Genomic DNA, 19,817 nt, shown 5'->3' on the forward strand with positions numbered 1-19,817 from the left:
ACGACCGGCCCGGCGAGCGCGAGGGCCGCGGACGTCGCTCGCTCAGTCCTCGCGGGGGACTCGCCCCTTCTCGTCGGCGATCCCGGAGTAGTCGTAGAAGAAGTCCGTCAGCCGGTCGCGCCAGATCCCGGCGTGTTCGACCTGCTCGTCGAAGCGCTCGGCGACGTGGCGGTACCGCTCTTCGTCGATCTCACCCTCCAGCGTCCGCCACTCCTCGCGGAGTCGCCGGGCCTCCTCGACGCCGGCGTGACAGTTGTCGTACAGCGTCTGGACGACGGTCCGGCCGTCCGATAGTTCGTAGTCCCAGGGGAGGTGGTGGAAGAACAGGAGCAACTCCTTCGGACAGGACTCCGGGTCGTCGTACAGGTCGGCGAGGGCGTCGGGGTACTGCTGGGCGTACCCGTTGCCCTCCGAGTTGCGGTCCTTCCCGATCCCGTCCTCGGTCGCGCCGGTGTATCCGGGCCACTCCTCGGGACCGGGGTCGTAGTGGTTCTCCAGGTAGGCCTCGCCGTTGTACATCATGTGCATCAGGCCGATACCGCCGGTCGAGTAGTCGATGACTGCCGGCCACGTGTCGTGCATGATGTCGGTGACCGTCTCCACCACGTCGGGGTCGTGGCCGAACGTCTGGCGGACCCACTCGTCGGTGATCGCCTCGGTTTCGAGGTCGGGATCCCACGCGAGGCGGCCGTAGCCGTAGAGGTTCGCCTGCGCGAGGTAGTGGCCGGTCCAGCTTCTGTCCTCGCCGGGACCGCCGACTCCGGCCATCCCGGTCCCCTCGTCGGTGAACAGGTCCTTCACTTTCGTGCCGTGGCCCTCGGGGTCGGTGTCGAACTCCAGGACCTCCTTCCACATCGGGACGTGATAGCAGGCGTGGACGTGCTGACCGGTGTACTCCCCGGTGATCTGGAGTTCCAGCCCAAGTTCGGTCTCGGGCATCTGCCCGAACACCGGCGAGACGGGCTCGCGGGGCTGGAAGTCGATGGGGCCGTTCTTGACCTGGATCGTGACGTTGTCGCGGAACTCGCCGTCGAGTGGTTCGAAGGTGTCGTACTGCTGGACGGCGCGGTCCTTGTGCGAGCCGTAGACGAACGCGCGCCACCAGACGCGGCCGCCGTGGGGTTCCAGCGCCTCGGCGAGGACGTTCGCGCCGTCGACGTGGTCGGCGTCGTAGTTGTACGGTCCCGGTTGGCCCTCCGAGTCGGCCTTGACGAGAAAGCCGCCGAAGTCGGGGATCAGGTCGTAGATCTCGTCGGCTTTCTCGGCCCACCACTGCGCGACTTCGGGGTCGTTGGGGTCCGAGGTGTCGAGGCCGCCGATCTTCTCGGGCGCGCCGAAGTTGACCGAGAGGTAGGTCGTGGTGCCGTACCGGCGGAGGAGGGAAGCGAGACCGGTCAGCTTCTCCAGATAGCGCGTTTCGAGCAGGCGCCACCCCTCCAGTACGTCCATCGCCTCGTTGGCGCTGTCGCGGCCCGGGATCTGCGTGTTGACGTTGTTGAGGACGATCCCGTTGATCCCGACCGACGCGAGCAGCCGCGCGTAGTCGCGGTAGCGCTCCCGGAGATCCGGCAGCGTCTCGAAGTCGAAGACGGACTGGCCGGCGTAGCCCCGCTCGACCGACCCGCGGAAGGGGTTGTCCCAGTGATTGATCAGCCGGTCGGGCGAGGCGGGTTCCTCGACGACGTGGACGTCCTCGATCGGCTCGTGATTCGACAGCAGCCGCAACAGGTGGAAGGTACCGTAGACGAGCCCGCTGTCCGACGACGCGGAGACGACGAGCACGTCGGTTCCCTCCCACTCGCCGGTCGTGATCACGTAGCCGCCCTCGGCGAGGTCGGCGACGCGCTCCTCGTCGACGCACTGGGCCACCACGTCCATGTCCGCTGGCGTACCGACGGCGAGGAAGCCGTCGGTCGTGCGGGGCGGGTGCTGCCAGAGGTGCGGGTCGCGCCCGAGCAGGCCGCCGAGGCCGCGACGGAGTTCCTCGCGGACCGCTCCGAGTTCGCGGGACTGCTCGGAGACGTAGGCGTGCGAACAGAGACGCCGGTAGGACGCCCGGAGGGCCTCGTCGCGGACCTCGCGGTATCGGAGCCAGCAGTCGTCGTAATCGGGTTGCATACGAGTCCCAATCACCGTCACTCACTTAAACGCTACCGACGAGGGGCTCGCGGGCGCCGAACGAGGGGAGAGCGGTCGATTCCGTACCGCTCGCCCTTCGCGCCACGTCTCGTGCGCCGGCGGTCTCCTCCCGGTCGGTTCCGTTAGTCAAGGGGAAAACATTTATGTGTGATATTCACCACGTTCGAGGCATATCCATGCCAGCCGGCGATCCATCAGGATCGGACAGTACCGACAGCGACGGTGCCGCTATCGGCCGCCGGCCGTTGCTGGGGGCGCTCGCGGCCGTCGGCCTCGCGGGGTGTCCTGGACAGAGCGGGGACGGTGAGACGGATTCACCGGGCGACGACAGCGAGGTGACGGAACCCGCGACGGACGGCGTCGGCGGGACGACCCCGCGGACGGCGGCAGACGGCTGGCCGGACGTCGCGGACCCGTACTACGGGCGACTCGCGGCAGATCTCGAGGAGATGGGCCTGCCAGCGGGCGAGTTCGTCTACGCCGAGAGCGAGAGCGCGACGCTCGACGCCTTCTCCGTCAACTCGTCGGTCGGGGAGACGTCGTCGGTCTCGGTCGGAGACGGCGATCCCTTCTCGTCGGCGGTGCGCGTGACCGTCGCCGAGGAGACGGAGAACCCGTGGGACGTGACGATGAAGGGTACGGTCACCGACCGGTCGGTCGCCGCGGGGGACGTGCTCCTCGCGGTCGTCTCCCTCCGCGGTCCCGAATCGAGCGAGTCGCCCCCGACGGTGCAGTTCGTCGCGAAGAGCGAGGACAACGTCGAGACGAACATGGTCCGGACGACGCCGCAGGTCCAGCCGCCCGCGGAGTGGACGCGCTACTACGTCCCCATCGAGTTCGACTACGACGCCGAGGCTGGGGCCTGGTGGGTCGAACTGTTCCTCGGATACGGCCCGCAGACGGTCGACGTGGGCGGGATCGCCCTGATCGACTTCGACCAGCGGGTCGCGGCCGAAGAGTTGCCCAGCGGACCCGCGGACGCGGGAGCGACCGGTACGGGGACTGACGACGACAGCGACTGGGAGGCGGCCGCCGACGAGCGGATCCGGGAGCACCGGACGAGCGACCTCACGGTCGAAGTGACCGACGTCGCGGGCGATCCCGTCGAGGGAGCGACCGTCGACGTGGCGATGCGCGAGCACGCATTCGGCTTCGGGACGGCGATCAACGCCGGCCACCTCCTGGACGAGACGGAGGAGGGCGACCCGTACCGCGAGCACGTCACGGACCTGTTCAACCTGGCCGTCCTCGGCAACCACCACAAGTGGCGGTTCTGGGAGGAGGAACGCGAGACGGCCGACGGCGCGACCGAGTGGGTCCTCGACCGGGGGCTGGACTTGCGCGGGCACGTCTGCCTGTGGGCGAACGTCTCCGCGTGGGCGGTACCCCCGGACGTGGTCAGCGCGATGGGCGTCGAGTGGGCGGACAACGGCGTCACCGACCCGGAACTCGACCCCGAACGCGTCCGCCAGCGGAGCATGGAACACGTCTCCGCGATCATCGAGCACTACGGCGAGGATATCACCGAGTGGGAAGTCGCGAACGAGGTGATCCACGAACCGGGCCTGATCAAGGCCGTCAACGGCGTGCGGGCCACGGAGTCCACCTCGCTCGGCGACGTCGATCCCGTGGAAGCGCCGGTCCTGGCGGAGTGGTACGGCGCCGCACGCGAGGCGGTCCCGGACGGCACGCCGCTCGCCGTCAACGACTACAACACGCTCGCCGGCCCCTACGAGTCGACTCGGGCCGACTACGAGCGCCAGATCGAGTTCCTCGCCGACTCCGACGCGGGCCTCGACGCCGTCGGACTCCAGTGCCACTTCGACCAGAGATCCGCGCTGACGCCCGAGCAGGTCATGGACGGGCTCGACCGCTACGCGGCCCACGACGTCCGCCTGCGGATCACCGAGTTCGACATGGCCGACGACGGCTGGGCCGAGGAGGACAAGGCGGTCTTCTTCCGGCAGTTCCTGAAGACGGCGTTCAGTCACCCGGCGGTCGACGACTTCCTCGTCTGGGGGATCCTCGACACGCTCCACTGGCGGGACGACGCGCCCTTCTTCGCCGAGGGCTGGGAGGAGAAACCCGCCCTCGTCGAGTACCGCGACCTCGTCTTCGAGGAGTGGTGGACTGAAGAGAGCGGCGAGACCGACGCCGACGGCACCTACGCCGTGACGGGATTCGAGGGCGAGTACGAGATCACCGCCACGGTCGACGGCGAGGAGCTACACGACACCGCATCGCTCGGGGACGGGGGCGCGACGGTCGAACTCTCCCCCGAGTGAGAGGCTGGCCCCTCACGGGACGAGACGCGGCACCGGCCCGGAACCATTATAGTCCGGGATCACGACCTCTCGGCCGTAATGGCAGCCGAGCCCGAGCACGTCTACCGCGACCCGACAGCATCGACTTCGCGACGCGTCGAGGACCTCCTCTCCCGGATGACGCTCGAAGAGAAGGCCGCCCAGCTTGGGTCGGTCAGTCCCAGCCGGAACGTCGCAGACGAGGCCGAGAACGAGGGCGACGGCGGGACCCCGATGATCGAGGACGGCGAACTCAACCGCGAGGCGGCCGAGGAACTGCTCGCCGAGGGCATCGGCCACCTCACCCGCATCGGCGGCGAGGGGAGCCTCCCGCCCGAGCGCGCCGCCGAGATCACGAACGAACTCCAGACGTTCCTCACCGAGGAGACGCGCCTGGGGATCCCCGCGATCCCCCACGAGGAGTGTCTGAGCGGGTACATGGGGCCCGAGGGAACCACCTTCCCGCAGGGCATCGGGATGGCCAGCACGTGGGACCCGGACCTGATGGAGGCGGTCACCGACACGATCGGCGACCAGCTCGAAGCGATCGGCACGGCCCACGCGCTCTCGCCCGTGCTCGACGTGGCCCGCGACCTGCGCTGGGGGCGCGTCGAGGAGACCTTCGGCGAGGACCCGTACCTCGTCGCGCAGCTGGCGACCGCGTACGTCTCCGGACTGCAGGGCGACTCGCCCGCCGACGGCATCTCGGCGACGCTCAAGCACTTCGTCGGCCACGGCGTCGGCGCGGGCGGGAAGAACCGCTCGTCCGTCGACGTCAGCGAGCGCCAGCTGCGCGAGGTCCACATGTTCCCCTTCGAGGCCGCGATCCAGGAGGCCGACGCCGAGTCGGTCATGAACGCCTACCACGACATCGACGGCATCCCCTGCGCGAAAGACGAGCGGCTACTGACGGACGTGCTCCGGGGCGAGTGGGGCTTCGACGGTCACGTCGTCTCCGACTACTTCAGCGTGGACTTCCTGAAGGAAGAGCACGGCGTCGCCGCGACCCAGCGCGAGGCGGGAGTCGCCGCCGTCGAGGCCGGGATCGACGTGGAACTGCCCAACACCGACTGTTACGAGTACCTGCCGGAGGCCGTCCGCCGGGGCGAACTCGCCGAGGAGACGCTCGACGAGTCCGTCCGCCGCGTCCTCCGAGCGAAGTTCGAGAAGGGACTGTTCGAGGACCCGACGGTCGACGTCGACGCCGCGACCGACCCCTACGAGGACGAGTTCGCCGCGGACCTCGCCCGTGAGGCCGCCCGCGACTCGCTGGTCGTCCTGAAGAACGAGAGCGACCTCCTGCCGCTCGACGGGGCCGACTCCGTCGCCGTCGTCGGGCCGAAGGCCGACGACAAGAAGGGGATGCTCGGCGACTACGCCTACGCCGCCCACTACCCCGAAGAGGAGTACGAGTTCGAGGCCGACACGCCGCTCGCCGCCATCGAGAACCGCGTCGACGCCGACGTGTCCTACGCCCAGGGCTGCACAGCCACGGGCAACTCGACGGACGAGATCGGCCGCGCCGTCGAGGCCGCGGAGGACGCCGACGTGGCGCTGGCGTTCGTCGGCGCTCGCTCGGCCGTCGACTTCTCCGACGCGGAGGGCGACAAGCGCGAGAAGCCGATGGTCCCGACCAGCGGCGAGGGCTGCGACGTGACCGACCTCGGCCTCCCTGGCGTCCAGAAACGGCTCGTCGAGCGGGTTCAGGAGACCGACACCCCCGTCGTCGTCGTACTCGTGAGCGGGAAGCCCCACGCGATCCCCGAGATCGACGAGGGCGCCGAGGCCGTGGTCCAGGCGTGGCTCCCTGGCGAGGAAGCCGGCAACGCCGTCGTCGACGTGGTCTTCGACGGCCACGACTCCGGTGGTCATCTCCCGGTCTCGATGCCAAAGTCCGTGGGTCAACTGCCGGTCCACTACAGCCGCAAGCCCAACACGTTCAGCGAGGACTACGTCTACGACGACGCCCAGCCCGTCTATCCGTTCGGCCACGGGCTGAGCTACGCCGAGTTCGAGTTCTCGGATCTGGACGTGTCGGACGTCGAGATCGGCCCCTCGGACACGGTCACCGCGAGCGTCACGGTGGAGAACACCGCCGACCGGCCCGGCAGCGACGTGGTCCAGCTCTACGTCTCCGCCGAGAACCCCGACCAGGCCCGGCCCGTCCAGGAACTCAAAGGGTTCCGTCGGGTCGAGCTAGACGGCGGCGAGTCCGCGCGCGTCTCGTTCGAACTCGGCGCGAGCCAGTTGGCTTACCACGACCGCTCGATGACCCTCGCCGTCGAGGAGGGCGAGTACGAACTGCGAGTCGCCCACTCTGCCACAGACGTCGCCGAGACCGCGACCGTCTCGGTGACCGAGTCGAAACCCGTCCCCCGGACCGCGCGTCGGTACGTCACCGAGACGACCGTCGACGAGGCCTGATCCGGGAGGACAGGCGAATCGGTCGAGGTCTGGGTGCGAACGGTCGGTGTGGTAACGCTTTTTTCGGAGACTGCCGATTGAGCGCTATGCGCAGTCCACGGGCGGTCGACGAGGAGGTGGCCGACGGTGAGTGACACAGCGGCGGAGAAGAGCGGCCGCGAGATGGCGGTCGAAGCCCTCTGTGACCAGTCGCGGAAGATCCTGGGCGTGTTCACGATCGCCGTCGTCTTCTTGCTGATCCAGGTGCCGTACCTGTTCGTCGTCGACCAGGACTCGTCGCTGTTCGTCGTCGCGACGCTCAACATCATCGGGAGCGGTGGCTTCGCGGTCGTGAGCGGGAGCGCGCTCTGGTTCTGTAGTCAGCAAGCGGACTGATCACCGCCCGCTGGTACTCGGCGGTCTGCTGGCGGGCACGGGAGTGGACCGATGCGGATCGATGTCTGAGGAAACCGGGACCCGCCGCTTCGGAACGTGGTCGAACGGAAGAAAAGGGGGACCGGTCAGGCCGACGAGGTCGCCCGCGCGTACAGTTTGTTCGCGAACAGGAACCCGTAGATGCTCGCACCGAGGGCGATGAGAGTCGCCCCGAAGATCCCCATCATCCCGGCGAACACCTTGTGGGCGAGGACAGTGCCCTCGACCGCTCCGAAGCTCCGCACGCCGTCCGGGAGCCCGTTCATGAGCGAGATGAACCCGTCCTCCCCGCCGATGACGATCGCGGGCGTCCCGTTGACGAGCGTGGCCCCGAGACCGATGCTCGCGACACCCATCAGGATGATCACAAGCGAGATGTTCCCCGTGACGAAGTAGTACAGCGCCAGCACGTACGCTCTCGCCCCACTCGATTCCTGGTTGGCTCGTTCGATAGCCTGCCTCATGTGCGATAGACTGTTTCACACATGTATTTCAAACTTCCGCTTGCGCGGGCGGGCCCGCCCGATGCGCACACGGGAGAGAACTGATCAACCCGGCTGTTCCGGTCCGTTCCCGTCGCGTTCGCCGAACCAGCTGCGGACAGCCGCTCCCGTCGCCCAATTTATTCTTCTCTAATAGATAGGAAATTTAAAATTATATTTAAATACAAGTCGCAAAAGGTAGTGGTATGCGGAAGCTTGACAGCATCCGTGGCAAGGAGTTATCGCGACGCCGGTATGCGCAGATACTGGCTGGAATGGGAGTAGCCGGGCTGGCTGGCTGCCCGAGCGACAGCGGCGACGGTGGTGATGGAGGGAGTACCGCGACGCCGACGCCGAGCGGCGACGGCGACACGGACACGAACGGCGGTGGTGGCGACGACACGGACACGACGACCGATCAGGAGGCGGTCACCGACACGATCAGCTACGCGGTGCCGAACTCGCCGGACGTGTTCAACTGGAACCCGTGGACCCCGCAGGACAACACGGCGGGCGACCTGTGGATGTCGGAACTCCACGGGTTGCGGAACGTCCACACGACGAAAACGTCATACAGCGGGACGACCGTCCCGACGCCGCACAAGCCCGACCACGATCAGATCGAGATCATGACGTGGATCGAGGACTACGAGGTCTCGCCGCCGTTCGACTGGCGGGACCACCACGACGACCGGTCGTCCTACTGGAACAGCGACCCCTACGACGCCGTGGCCCGCGAGAAGCACAACCACGTCAACTTCTTCAAGAACGGCAACAAGTTCACCGAGGACGCCACGTTCAACCAGAAGGCCGAGAGCCAGTGGACGATCCACTACTGGAAGGACAAGGGCGAGGTCCCCGAACAGGACAAGAAACCGACCAGTCGGCCGGTACTCGAAGCCGACGCCGGCCCCGTGGACGGCAACCCGCCGATCCACCCCGACTTCACCGAGCCATACCTGGAGCGGTACCTCGACGCCGGGACCGAAGACGAGGTCAACGCCATCACGGACGAGTTGACGAGCGACCGTATCGGGCTCCGACGGATCGCGCTAAACGGCGGGACCGACGAGGCGCTCGCCGGGTCCGGTCCGTACGTCCTCAAATCGATGGACGACGTCGGTTCGGAGAAGATGGTCCTGCACCTCGACAAGGACCACCCGAACGCGGAGCACACGAACGTCGAAAAGCTCGCGCTCTACTGGGCTGGAGGCGACCGGCGGAACACGCTGATGACGGAAGGCCAACTCGACCTCAGTAGCGGCGCGATCACGCCCGGCGGGACGATGACCCGGGAAGCACTGCCCGACCACGTCCAGGAGTTCACCCGCTGGCTGCGCGCGACGGGCGGGGACATGTGGAAACTCAACTGGCACAACAAACACCTCCAGAACCTCTGGGTCCGCCGCGCGCTCGTCGAGGCGATCGACTGGAACGCCGTCAGCGCGAACGGCTGGGGCCAGGAGGGGTCGCAGGTCCTCGAACACGACACCTTCATGCTCGACGCGCAGTCGAAGCGACACTTCTCGGAGGACTTCCTCAACAGCCTGCACACCTACTCCCGCTCGGCCAACAAGAAGCGGGCGACGGAGTACATGAAGCGGGCCGGCTACTCGAAACAGGGCGGGCAGTGGATCGACCGGGACGGCAACGCGGCGTCGATCGACCTCATCGCCACGTCGAACATCCAGGCCCACATCAAAGCGGGCCAGACGATCAAGGCGAACCTCTCGAATTGGGGCTTCGGCGTCAACCTCAGCTCGCAGACGGACTCGACGTGGCAGAGCAACCTCAAACCGAAGGACGGGCTCAACTACGACTCGACCATCTTCTGGCACGGCGACCCGTACATCTTCCAGTACTACCACGACCGCGGCGCGTGGTGGGACGAGGCGCTCGTCGCCGGGAGCCCCACCGCGGAGGACCCCTTCGAGGCCAAAGCGACCGACGAGGTCGACACGCAGAACAAACCGATCGTCCAGCAGGTGCCCAACGAACCCGGCGCCTTCGAGGCGCCCGACGAGGCGGGGAAGGCCCCCGACCTCGACAACGCGAGCGAAGTCAACCTCGTCGAGACGGTCAACGCCATCCGCAAACCCGGCAACAGCGAGGAGGAGCTCCAACAGCTCTACCGGACGTGCGCGAAGTACTACAACTTCTACGTCCCGCACTTCCCGTTCCACCAGTACCTCACGGGATCGTACGGCGACGTGCGCGACTTCGACTGGCCCGACCCGGGCGCCAGAGCGTTCGACTACGAGCGGTCGTTCGGTATCGAGGACGTGCTCGTGCTCGGCGGCATCGCACAGGCCAGCACGAACACCGACTTCGAACCGCCGCAGTAGCCCGACGATCACGGACTGATCGTCGTCCACGACCGGCGTACCGCAACTGACCACACCACTCCCGACTGATCACCCGCCGCCGGATTACCCCGGTGGTCTCTGTCACTCGGCCCGGGACGAACCTTGTCGCTGCCTTTCGTCCCCGGGCCGTCGCTTCTCACTCGCCAGTCGACGAATCGATCGTACCGCGTTTCAGCATGTGGAATACCGGGTTCCCGCCCGGCCCTGCCGTTCCATATTCTGAATCGGTCTCGTAGGATGGCCACGCGAAGTCACGGGTGTTCCCCCAGAGACCGGTGACCTCGGTGTTGAGGTAGATGTCAGGGAGCGCGTCGTTCCACCAGGTGGCGAACGTCGAGACGGCCTCGACCGTCGCCGCCCGGTCGGTCGGCCCCTCGATCGTCCGCCAGGTGTCGACGAGGTTCACCGTCCGCCGGTCGCTCTCGGGAGCGTCGACGTCGCCCGGCGTTTCCGGGACGCTGACCTCGACGGGTTTCCCCTGGCTGGAGGTCTCCACGGCGGGATCCGAGACGCCGTAGCCGATCGAGGTGGCGCCGTCGCTCGTCACGTCGTACGCGCGGTGGGGGCGCCCGTCGAAGTCCCAGAGCGTGAGGTCGTACGTGTGGTTGGAGACCTCGTAGTAGATCCGCGTGTTCGGGATCCGATCGATGGAGACGTCGAAGCCGAAGCGGCTGAGGCTCGATTCGACCATGGTCCCGGCCGAGACGTAGTCGCTCCACACCGGCGTCCCGATGTTCAACCGCGCTCGCCGCCCGTCCGAGTCGCGCCACATGTCGTTCTCGTCTCGCGTGTACCCGGCCGCCCGCATGTGCTCGGCCGCTCGCTCGACGTCGGCCTCGACGGGATACCTGTGGAGCGACTCGCGGACCGAGGCCGGGAGCCACTGCCGCCCGGCCGGCGCGGCGAGCCCCGTCTGGCGCTCTGTGGGCTCGCCCCAGTTCGTCACTTCGGCGACGTCGTCGACCGGGATGGTCGCGAGGATCGCCCGGCGAACGCCGCGGCGGGCGAGGTGGTCGTTGCGCCAGTCGACGACGAGTTTCACCCCCGAAGTGGTGCGGTAGCGGGCGATCTGTTCGAGGTTCGCCGCCGGCGACCCGCGTTCGTTGCCAAGCATCCCCGACCCGCCGTCGAGCCACCCCTTCTTGATCAGGTTCTCGATGGAGACCTCCTGGACGACCGGGAGCCAGAGCCGGGGGATCGACACGTCGGCCGCCCGCGGATGGTCGTCGTACCGCTCCAGCATGAGGCGGTTGATCGAGACCTCCGTCAGCTCGTAGGGCCCGTTGCCCAGCCCCTCGTCCGCGAGCGTCTCCAGGCCGGGACTGTCGGTCCGCAGGTTCTCGATCACCGTCGACTCCCGCTCGTCCGTCCCCGCGTCCCGGATCCGATCCAGCCAGGGCTCGTAGAACGCGACCGGCGTCCGGACGGCGCCGCTCGCGACCTCCGAGAGGACTAGCGGCCTGTCCAGCGGCCGTTCGAACTCGTAGCGGAGCGTGTACTCGTCGACCAGTTCGACGCTCGGCCCCGACTGGGAGGAGACGTGCGACTGGATCTCCTCTTGCACCCAGGTGTCCCGCGCCGTCACGGGGTCGCCCGACCACCACGTGAACCCCTCTGCGTAGGTGACGGTGGCCGTCGACCCCTCGGTCTCGACCGACTCGACGACGTCCCCGAGTTGCCTGTCCTGGGGCGGCGCAGTGTAGGACCTGGCCTCGTAGATGAGCGGATAGAACCCGACGGGGTCGGAGGTCGACCACGGCCCGACGTGCGTCGTCTCCGAGTCGTACGGGAACTGGTAGCCGAACACCTCCGGCGAGTCCACGATGTCGTTCGCCTCCGTGCAGCCGGCGAGCGACCCGACCGTGCCCGCGGCGCCCAGTGCGGCGAGACATTCCCTGCGCGTCACCCCAGCGCCCTTCCGACCGTCTCTGCGCCCGTCCGCACCTGTGTTCATTGGCGCGAGGATAGCGGACGGGGCTGTATAAGGCCACCGCCCCTCAGACGAGCGATCCGGCGGAACGCGGCCGGAACGCCGCTTCTCGGCGGGTCGCGCGACGCCCGCTGATATCAGATCTGTGACTACAGTGCGTCGCTCGTCGCCGCGGAATGCGAACCGTTCTCTCACACGCCGTCACGGCCGGAGAGGACGCCCGTCTCGCGGATATCTCGCCGGTCGGCGCGGCGCCCGTCGCTCGATCAAGCGGAAAAAACATATACTGTGGATCGTACAAGACGTAGTATGGATGATTATGTGTCACAGGAAGCCCTCCGTTTCGTCGTGATCGGGCTCGTGGCGATGGCCGCCATCGCGGTCGGGGCCGCGACGATCACGGCGACCGTCGACACGGGGGCTCCTGGTGGTGGGGAACCGCTGCAGAATCCGGGGCAGAACCCCCAGGACAACCAGGGGGGAGGCGGCGGTGACAGCTCCGGCGGCGGCAACCCGGTAAACCGGTCCTCCGAGAACCCCGGCAACTCGGCGGTCCAGTACACGACGTGTATCGAGCCGCTGTCGAACTGGTACGGCGGGCTGGCGTACTTCGGCGCCGCCGCGATGGTCGTCTTCCTGATCAAGCGCCGCTACTCGTTCGGCGCCGCCTTCCTCGGTCTGTACGCACTCGCGCCGCCGGTGCTGCTGGGGTACTTCCTCGGGACCGACTGCGCGAGCGTCGGCGGACCGGGGCTGGGCGACGGCGGTCGAGGCGCCATCGCCAACGGCACCCAGTCGCCCATCGCGTCGATGGACATCCCGCCCGCCGCCATCCTCGGTATCTTCGGCATCGTCCTGGTGGCGACGGCCGCCGTCCTGATGCGGGCGTCCGGTGACCAGGACATCACCACGATGGAGCCGGAGGCCGACGACGAGGACACCGGGGCCGACGTGATGGACCTGGCCGCCGCGGCCGGTCGCGCGGCCGACCGCCTCGAAGAGCACAACGCCGACGTGGACAACGAGGTCTACCGCGCGTGGTGGGAGATGACGAGCATGCTCGACGTCCCCAACCCCGACAGCGCGACGCCCGGCGAGTTCGCCCAGGCGGCGATCGAGGTCGGCCTCGGCGAGGACGACGTCCGCGAGCTGACGCGCCTGTTCGAGGAGGTCCGCTACGGCAAGCGCGACGCCGAGAGCCGCGAGCAGCTCGCCATCGACGTGTTCCGGAACATCGAGGACGAGTACGGCGGACGGACGAGCGGCGGCCGCGGAGGCGACGCGGGAGGGGACGATGGATATTGAGACCGCCCTCAACCGGCTGCTGATCGCCGTCGGGGCACTCCTGTTCGTCGGCGCGATGGCGTTGATCGTCGCGCCGGGCGCCGGCAGCGCGCTCCCGTTCGGCAACGAGGTCATCTTCCTCATCGGCGCGCTGGGCGCCGTGACGGGCTTCGGCGTCGCCCGTCGACGCCTGAAGGGCGAGATCGAGGAGACGGTCACGCCCGACCCGGAGCGACCGGCGGGCAACCCGATGCCCGGCGAGGACGTCGACCGGATGCTCTACGAGATGACCCACCTGCGCCAGGGGGTCAACGAGAACCGCGAACACCTCGAAGAGCGGCTGGAGAACCTCGCCATCGCAGTCATCCGCAACCGCGAGGACTGCTCGGTCGAGGAGGCCCGGCGCGTCATCGACGCCGGCGAGTGGACCGACAACGAACAGGCGGCGTCGTTCTTCCAGGGCGAGCGGACGGCCGCCCAGGAAGCGGGCCTCTCGGAGTCGCTGCTGTCGGGGACGGACGACGCGGCCGCCTTCGAGAACAGGTTCCGCGAGACCGTCGAGGAGCTCATCCGCGTCGGCGACGTGGACGTGAGCCACTCGGTCGAGGTCGAGACCGAGGACGACCGCTCGTTCCTCGACCGCCTGCTGGGCCGCTCGGGCGACGACGGTGACGAGGACGACGCCGTCGAGTCGAACTGGAACGAGGCCAACTCCTCGATCCCGACGTTCCAGACGAGCGAGCCGTTCGAGGACGTGGCGCTCCAGCACACCAACCGCTGGCTGGGCGTGACGGCGTTCGCGCTCGTCGCGGTCGGCATCGGGACGGTCACCTTCAGCCCCGGACTCATGCTCGCGGGGACGGTCGGCGTCGCGTACACCATCTACGCGCGGGTCTCGGCGGTCCCCCGGACGGAAGGACTGGTCGTCGAGCGCGAGTTCGACGTCGACGAGCCCGAACCGGGCGACCTCGTCGAAGTGACGCTCACGGTCCGGAACGAGAGCGGCTCGATGCTGCCGGACCTCCGACTGATCGACGCCGTGCCGGACTCGTTCGTCGTCACCGACGGCGTCCCGCGCCTGCACACCGCGCTGCAGGCGGGCGCACAGGCCCAGATCGAGTACACCGTGCGCGTCGAGCGCGGCGAGTACGAGTGGCCGCTGCTGGTCGTCGCCCGCGACTTCAGCGGCGGCGTCGAGCGCACGTCGCTGGTCACGCCCGACGCGGGGATGCGAGTCATCCCGCCGCTACGGGTCACTAACGACGTGCCGGTGCGCGCCCAGACGACGCAGTACGCCGGCGACGTCGACACCAAGCAGGGCGGGTCGGGCCTGGAGTTCTACTCGGTGCGCGACTACCGCCCCGGCGACCCGATGAACCGCATCAACTGGAAGCAGGTCGCGAGCACGGGCGAGCTCGCGACGATCGACTTCCGCCAGGAGAAGGCCGCGACGGTCACCATCCTGTTCGACACCCGCCAGAGCGCGTACATCTCGGCGGGCCCCGACGAACCGCACGCGGTCGACCACTCGGTCCACGCCGCGAGCGACGTGTTCGGTGCACTGTACGACCAGGGTAACCTCGTCGGCGTCGCCGCCTTCGACACGGTGCCGTGCTGGTACGCCCCCGGCGCGGGCAGCGAGCACCTGGAGAACGCCCGGATGCTGTTCGCCCAGCACCCGGCGCTGTCGCCCCGGCCGCCGGAACGGCAGGACCACGAGAGCCAGTACATCGACCCGATGACTCACGTGCGCCGGCGCCTGCCGAGCACGTCGCAGATCTTCCTCTTCTCGCCGCTTGCGGACGACTACGCGGCGGAAGTGGCGCGCAGGCTCGACTCCGAGGGCCACCTGGTCACCGTCATCAGTCCCGACGTGACCGTCGACGAGACGGTCGGCCAGCGGCTCACGCGCATCGAACGGACGGCACGGGTCCGGTATCTCCGCGAACGGGGCATCCGCGTGCTCGACTGGGACCCCGACGAGCGGCTGTCGCTCGAGATCCAGAAGGCACAGACGAGGTGGGCATAATGAGCTTCGAGACAGACACCGATACGGGAGCGGTCGAGGTAACGCACGCGCCGGCGCGGTTCAGCAGCATCCTCTCGGTGGCGGCCGCGCTGCTCGCGGTCGTCGTCACCGGGCTGTTCGCGCCGCTGTCGGCGCCGATCGGGCTGTTCGGTCTGGCGGGCGTCGCCGCCGGGCTGTTCGTCTTCGAGTCCGAGCGGCTGACGATCGCGGGGACGGCCATCGTCTTCGTCGGCGTCGTCGCCTGCGGCTTCTTCTCCAGCGTCCCGGAGATCATGCTGTTCGCCAGCCTGGCGACGATCGTCTCGTTCGACCTCGGGTCGAACGCCTTCAGCGTCGGCCGCCAGCTCTCCGAGCAGACGGACACCCAGCGCGGCGAGTCCGTCCACGCCGCGGCGACCGTCTTCGTGGGCGTCGTCGCGGCGGGCATCTCCTACGGGATCTACCTCGTGCCCGCCGGCGCGGGACTCACGATCCCGGCGCTGGCCCTGCTGCTTTTGGCCGCGCTGTTCCTGATCTGGTCGATCCGACAGTAGCCGAACGAATCGGTCGTTCGGTCAGTTTTTCTCGGGGACGTAACGCTCTTACACCGTCAGTATTAAGAGGAGAAGCACGGGCTATCTTACCATGGCACAGACCGACCTATCCATCCAGGAGGCCAGCGACGAGTTGGATGCAGTGATCGACGAGATACAGTCGTCGGTCATCATCGACGAGGAGTTCCTGGAGACCGTGCTTGTGGGGTTGCTTTCGAAGGGGCACGTCCTGCTCGAAGACGTTCCCGGGACGGGGAAGACGCTGACGGCGAACAGTTTCGCCACGGCGCTGGGACTGTCGTTCTCCCGCATCCAGTTCACGCCGGACCTGCTTCCCAACGACGTGACGGGGACGTACATCTACAACGAGCAGGAGGGTGAGTTCGAGTTCAACAAGGGTCCTATCTTCGCCAACATCGTCCTCGCCGACGAGATCAACCGCGCGCCGCCGAAGACGCAGGCGGCGCTTCTCGAAGCGATGGGTGAGGGCCAGGTGACGACGGAGGGTGACACCCGGCAGCTGCCCGAGCCGTTTTTCGTAATCGCGACGCAGAACCCCGTCGAACAGGAGGGGACCTTCCCGCTACCCGAGGCGCAGATCGACCGCTTCAACGTCAAGTCCTCCATCGGCTACCCCGACGTCGACGGCGAGGTCGAACTGCTCCGGCGCCGCAACGACCGGACGTCGACGACGCCGACCGTCGGCCAGGTCCTCGACCACCAGCGGGTCATGGACCTGCAGGCGGTGCCCGACACGGTCACCGTCACCGAGGACATGCTGGAGTACATCGCGGCCGTCTCGCGAGCGACTCGTGACGACCACCGGGTCGAGACCGGGATGAGCCCCCGCGGGACCCAGCGCCTCTACGAGACCGCGCGTGCGCAGGCGGTCATCGAGGGCCGCAACTACGTCACGCCCGACGACGTCAAGACCGTCTCCCAGCCCGTCATCGCCCACCGACTGGGCCTGACGGCGGAGTCGCAGGTCAACGACGTCGACAAGTCGGAGATCGTCGACGACGTCCTCGACGAGATCCCTGTCCCGACCATCGAGGCGCCGGCGTAACGACACCTGGAGGACTACAATGGGAGTTTCAAACGCGGTTCGGAATCCGGGGTCGTACCTCAGCAGGACGCTGGGGCTGTACCGGTCGCTGCTGGTCGACCCGGAGCGGTTCTACGACGAGTACATCGGGACGCGCGGTCTCAAGTCGGAGCTGGCGCTCGTGCTGGTGGTGGGCGTCGTCGGTGCGGTGGGTAACTATCTCGTCCTGCAGGAGCTGATCAACCAGGTCAGCACCATTCAGGGCGTCTCGATCAACCAGGACGTCAGGTTCCAGCTCCAGCAGCGCGTGCTCGAACCGCTCATCGGCGCCGTCCTGGTGTGGATATGGTACGGCATGGGGATGTACGCGGTCGGCTGGCTCTACACGACCATCGGGACGACGTACCTGACGATGAAGCGAGCGGCGTGGACGCTGTTCCCGATCCTGATCGCGAACCTGATCCACACGGCCGCGATGGCGTACACTTCGGTCACGATGGAGATCGGACAAGGAGACATCACGACCACCTCGAACCTGGCGGAAGACATCGCCCCCGCCGTCTGGTCGCAGGCGGCGGGCGAGATAGCCGTCGTCGCGGCGACGCTCGTCGGCGTCGTCTTCGCCCTGTGGGCCGGTTACATCGGCGCGTACGCCATCAAGGACGTCCGCGACCTGACGGTCGACGAGGCGTACAAGGTCGCGGCGGTCCCGGCGGTCGGATACGCGCTGTACATCGTCTACGGCGCGGTCACCGCACTCTGACGGAAGTATTAAGAGATTGTGAGACACCAACACACACTATGAACTATTACATACGTCGATTCGCGCAAGCGATCGTGACGTTCGTCCTGGGGATGTTCATCACGTTCGCGTTGTATCGACTCGTACCGGGTGGGCCGGTACAGGCGCTCATGGCCGACCGCGTCCAGCAGATGAAAGAGCAGAACCAGCAGATCGACCAGCAGGAGCTGGCGCAGATGGCCGAGCAGCTGACGGGGATCAACCCGGACAAGCCGATCCCCATCTCGTTCTACGAGTGGCTGCGGGACATCATCCTGTACCAGGACTTCGGCGAGTCGATCATGTTCCAGGACCCCGTCTTCGACATCCTCTTCCGCGGGATGCCGTGGTCGATCTTCCTGAGCGTGTACGGCCTGCTGTTCGGGTTCACGGCGACCATCGCGGTCGGGGTGTTCATGGCCTGGCACGAGGGGACGAAGATCGACTCCGGGCTCACCGTGTTCGTGCTCGTCATGCGGTCGATCCCCTACTACGTGGCCGCCATCGTGATGCTCTCGGTGCTGGCCTTCCAGTGGGGCATCTTCCCGACCGGCGGGCGCGCACCGCCCGCGGCCGACCCCGGCTTCAACTGGGAGTTCATGATCGGGGTCGCCCAGCACGCCGCCCTGCCGATACTGTCGAACTTCATCGTCGGCTTCGCCGGCGGGGCGATCGGGATGCGTGCGCTGTCTGTCCGCGTCATCGGCGCGGACTACCTCCGCTCGGCGCGCCTGCGCGGGCTGAGCACGAACCGCATCCTCAGCCGATACCTGACCCGTAACTCCATCCTCCCCATCTACACCGGCTTCATGATGGGGATCTCCGGCATGTTCAGTTCGAACGTCATCACCGAACGCATCTTCCAGTACCACGGAGTCGGCTGGTTCATGCTCGAAGCGGTGAAAAACCAGGACTACCCGCTCGTGATGGCCGCGTTCGTGTTCTTCTCGGGGATCACGGTGGTGGCCATCCTGATCGCTGACCTCACCTACGGGCTCATCGACCCGCGAGCGGGGACCGGTGCCACGAGGGAGAGCTACTAACGATGTCCGAGAAAACGCCGAAAAGCGACGGAGGCGTCACGCAGGAAAGCATCTTCGGCACCGACGAGGAGGTCGAGCGCCGGCGGACGCCGCCGGCCGAGCGCGCCCGACGCGCGTTCGACTTCTACGTCGCGACGCCGTTCCGCGTCGCCTGGGAGGACTGGCGGACCCGCATCGGCGGCATGGGCATCCTGTTCTACGTGCTGATGGGGACCGTCGGCGTCCTGCTCGTCCCCCAGCCGCAGATCAACGAGGGGCCGTACTACCTCAAGCCGTTCGTCGACTGGTCGATGCCGCTCGGGACGGACAGCATGGGACGGGGCGTCTTCAAGACGCTCGTCCACTCGACGCCCGCGATGATGCAGATGGCGCTGGCGGGGGTCGTCTTCTCCGTCGGCGTCGCGGTCCTGGTCGGCATGATAGCCGGCTACAAGGGCGGCGTCGTCGACACGATGCTGATGACGGTCGCCGACGTGTTCATCACGCTCCCGGGCCTGCCGCTCATCATCGTCCTCGCGTCGATCTTCTCGCCCGACGACCCGTTCATCGTCGGGACGATCATCGCCATCGACCAGTGGCCGGGCCTCGCCAGGATGTTGCGCTCGCAGGTGCTCGCCTTGCGGGACGAGGACTTCGTCGAGGCGGCCCGCTCCATCGGGCTCTCGACGCCGACCATCGTCGGGCAGGAACTGGTCCCGAAGGTGGCGCCGTTCGTGCTCATCTCGGCGGCGGGCGCGGCGGTGGCGGTCATCTTCCAGTCGGTCGCGCTGTACTTCATCGGCGTCCTCCCGTGGAGTTCGTTCAACTGGGGCGTCATGATGCAGCAGGCGTACCGCCAGGGGAACGCGATCGCGGCGCCCGGGCGGGCGGGACACTGGATGCTCTTCCCGCTCCTGGCGATCTCGGGGATGAGCTTCTCGCTCATCCTCTTCTCGCAGGGGCTGGACCGGGTGTTCAACCCCCGGCTGCTCGCCCGCCACTCCGAGACGGTGCCGGAAGACGAACAGGAAGACGCGGGTGGTCTCTGATGTGCGGACGCGCGCC

At 67.6% G+C, this 19,817-nt stretch carries 14 protein-coding genes; 11 read left to right on the forward strand and 3 right to left on the reverse strand.

Annotation, left to right across the window (positions count from 1 at the left end):
- Positions 1–42: 42 nt before the first annotated feature.
- The gene (locus PSC72_RS22940) at positions 43–2,118 is read right to left on the reverse strand and encodes an alpha-glucuronidase family glycosyl hydrolase (protein ID WP_274323743.1); all 2,076 of its coding nucleotides are present in this window, start codon (positions 2,116–2,118) and stop codon (positions 43–45) included.
- A gap of 197 nt (positions 2,119–2,315) precedes the next feature.
- Between PSC72_RS22940 and PSC72_RS22945 the strand changes: the two genes are divergently transcribed.
- From PSC72_RS22945 to PSC72_RS22955, 3 genes are all read left to right on the forward strand, one after another.
- Positions 2,316–4,424: an endo-1,4-beta-xylanase gene (locus PSC72_RS22945; RefSeq protein ID WP_274323744.1), complete on the forward strand. Its 2,109-nt coding sequence runs from the start codon at positions 2,316–2,318 to the stop codon at positions 4,422–4,424.
- A gap of 156 nt (positions 4,425–4,580) precedes the next feature.
- Positions 4,581–6,866, forward strand: coding sequence for a glycoside hydrolase family 3 N-terminal domain-containing protein (locus tag PSC72_RS22950; protein ID WP_274326215.1), 2,286 nt, complete (start codon positions 4,581–4,583; stop codon positions 6,864–6,866).
- Between the two features lie 126 nt (positions 6,867–6,992).
- The gene (locus PSC72_RS22955; RefSeq protein WP_274323745.1) at positions 6,993–7,241 is read left to right on the forward strand and encodes a hypothetical protein; all 249 of its coding nucleotides are present in this window, start codon (positions 6,993–6,995) and stop codon (positions 7,239–7,241) included.
- Positions 7,242–7,366: 125 nt separating this feature from the next.
- Here PSC72_RS22955 and PSC72_RS22960 read toward each other — a convergent pair whose 3' ends face one another.
- Positions 7,367–7,744 carry a hypothetical protein gene (locus tag PSC72_RS22960; RefSeq protein WP_274323746.1) on the reverse strand — a complete coding sequence of 126 codons (378 nt, stop codon included), beginning with the start codon at positions 7,742–7,744 and terminating at the stop codon, positions 7,367–7,369.
- Positions 7,745–8,037: 293 nt separating this feature from the next.
- Between PSC72_RS22960 and PSC72_RS22965 the strand changes: the two genes are divergently transcribed.
- Positions 8,038–10,107, forward strand: coding sequence for a periplasmic substrate-binding domain-containing protein (locus PSC72_RS22965; RefSeq protein WP_274323747.1), 2,070 nt, complete (start codon positions 8,038–8,040; stop codon positions 10,105–10,107).
- A 157-nt stretch (positions 10,108–10,264) separates the two neighbouring features.
- Here the strand turns inward: PSC72_RS22965 and PSC72_RS22970 are convergent, their stop codons facing one another.
- Positions 10,265–12,082: an ABC transporter substrate-binding protein gene (locus PSC72_RS22970; protein WP_274323748.1), complete on the reverse strand. Its 1,818-nt coding sequence runs from the start codon at positions 12,080–12,082 to the stop codon at positions 10,265–10,267.
- Between the two features lie 285 nt (positions 12,083–12,367).
- Here PSC72_RS22970 and PSC72_RS22975 point away from each other — a divergent pair, with 285 nt between their 5' ends.
- The 7 genes from PSC72_RS22975 to PSC72_RS23005 all read left to right on the forward strand — a co-directional run bounded on the left by PSC72_RS22975 (position 12,368) and on the right by PSC72_RS23005 (position 19,801).
- Positions 12,368–13,363, forward strand: a complete 996-nt coding sequence (locus tag PSC72_RS22975; RefSeq protein ID WP_274323749.1) for a DUF4129 domain-containing protein — start codon at positions 12,368–12,370, stop codon at positions 13,361–13,363.
- Positions 13,353–15,371, forward strand: coding sequence for a DUF58 domain-containing protein (locus PSC72_RS22980; RefSeq protein WP_274323750.1), 2,019 nt, complete (start codon positions 13,353–13,355; stop codon positions 15,369–15,371). Before PSC72_RS22975 ends, PSC72_RS22980 begins: the two co-directional genes overlap by 11 nt.
- Positions 15,371–15,904, forward strand: coding sequence for a DUF7519 family protein (locus PSC72_RS22985; RefSeq protein ID WP_274323751.1), 534 nt, complete (start codon positions 15,371–15,373; stop codon positions 15,902–15,904). The genes PSC72_RS22980 and PSC72_RS22985 overlap by 1 nt, the downstream gene beginning before the upstream one ends.
- Before the next feature lie 91 nt (positions 15,905–15,995).
- Positions 15,996–16,970, forward strand: a complete 975-nt coding sequence (locus PSC72_RS22990) for an AAA family ATPase (RefSeq protein WP_274323752.1) — start codon at positions 15,996–15,998, stop codon at positions 16,968–16,970.
- 19 nt (positions 16,971–16,989) lie between these two features.
- Positions 16,990–17,712 carry a YIP1 family protein gene (locus tag PSC72_RS22995; RefSeq protein ID WP_274323753.1) on the forward strand — a complete coding sequence of 241 codons (723 nt, stop codon included), beginning with the start codon at positions 16,990–16,992 and terminating at the stop codon, positions 17,710–17,712.
- 38 nt (positions 17,713–17,750) lie between these two features.
- Positions 17,751–18,773, forward strand: a complete 1,023-nt coding sequence (locus PSC72_RS23000; protein WP_274323754.1) for an ABC transporter permease — start codon at positions 17,751–17,753, stop codon at positions 18,771–18,773.
- A 2-nt stretch (positions 18,774–18,775) separates the two neighbouring features.
- Positions 18,776–19,801, forward strand: coding sequence for an ABC transporter permease (locus tag PSC72_RS23005; protein WP_274323755.1), 1,026 nt, complete (start codon positions 18,776–18,778; stop codon positions 19,799–19,801).
- Positions 19,802–19,817: the final 16 nt, after the last annotated feature.

The sequence above is a fragment of the Halosimplex aquaticum genome, from assembly GCF_028747785.1.
In the GTDB taxonomy this organism is placed as follows: Archaea; Halobacteriota; Halobacteria; order Halobacteriales; family Haloarculaceae; genus Halosimplex; species Halosimplex aquaticum.

Bases quoted from the DNA above. Each gene is read 5' to 3' on its own strand.
- PSC72_RS22985 (WP_274323751.1), top strand. From the start codon at position 15,371: ATGAGCTTCGAGACAGACACCGATACGGGAGCGGTCGAGGTAACGCAC.
- PSC72_RS22970 (WP_274323748.1), bottom strand. From the start codon at position 12,082: ATGAACACAGGTGCGGACGGGCGCAGAGACGGTCGGAAGGGCGCTGGG.
- PSC72_RS22965 (WP_274323747.1), top strand. From the start codon at position 8,038: ATGGGAGTAGCCGGGCTGGCTGGCTGCCCGAGCGACAGCGGCGACGGT.
- PSC72_RS23005 (WP_274323755.1), top strand. From the start codon at position 18,776: ATGTCCGAGAAAACGCCGAAAAGCGACGGAGGCGTCACGCAGGAAAGC.
- PSC72_RS22960 (WP_274323746.1), bottom strand. From the start codon at position 7,744: ATGAGGCAGGCTATCGAACGAGCCAACCAGGAATCGAGTGGGGCGAGA.
- PSC72_RS22950 (WP_274326215.1), top strand. From the start codon at position 4,581: ATGACGCTCGAAGAGAAGGCCGCCCAGCTTGGGTCGGTCAGTCCCAGC.
- PSC72_RS22980 (WP_274323750.1), top strand. From the start codon at position 13,353: ATGGATATTGAGACCGCCCTCAACCGGCTGCTGATCGCCGTCGGGGCA.
- PSC72_RS22940 (WP_274323743.1), bottom strand. From the start codon at position 2,118: ATGCAACCCGATTACGACGACTGCTGGCTCCGATACCGCGAGGTCCGC.
- PSC72_RS23000 (WP_274323754.1), top strand. From the start codon at position 17,751: ATGAACTATTACATACGTCGATTCGCGCAAGCGATCGTGACGTTCGTC.
- PSC72_RS22945 (WP_274323744.1), top strand. From the start codon at position 2,316: ATGCCAGCCGGCGATCCATCAGGATCGGACAGTACCGACAGCGACGGT.
- PSC72_RS22995 (WP_274323753.1), top strand. From the start codon at position 16,990: ATGGGAGTTTCAAACGCGGTTCGGAATCCGGGGTCGTACCTCAGCAGG.
- PSC72_RS22990 (WP_274323752.1), top strand. From the start codon at position 15,996: ATGGCACAGACCGACCTATCCATCCAGGAGGCCAGCGACGAGTTGGAT.
- PSC72_RS22975 (WP_274323749.1), top strand. From the start codon at position 12,368: ATGGATGATTATGTGTCACAGGAAGCCCTCCGTTTCGTCGTGATCGGG.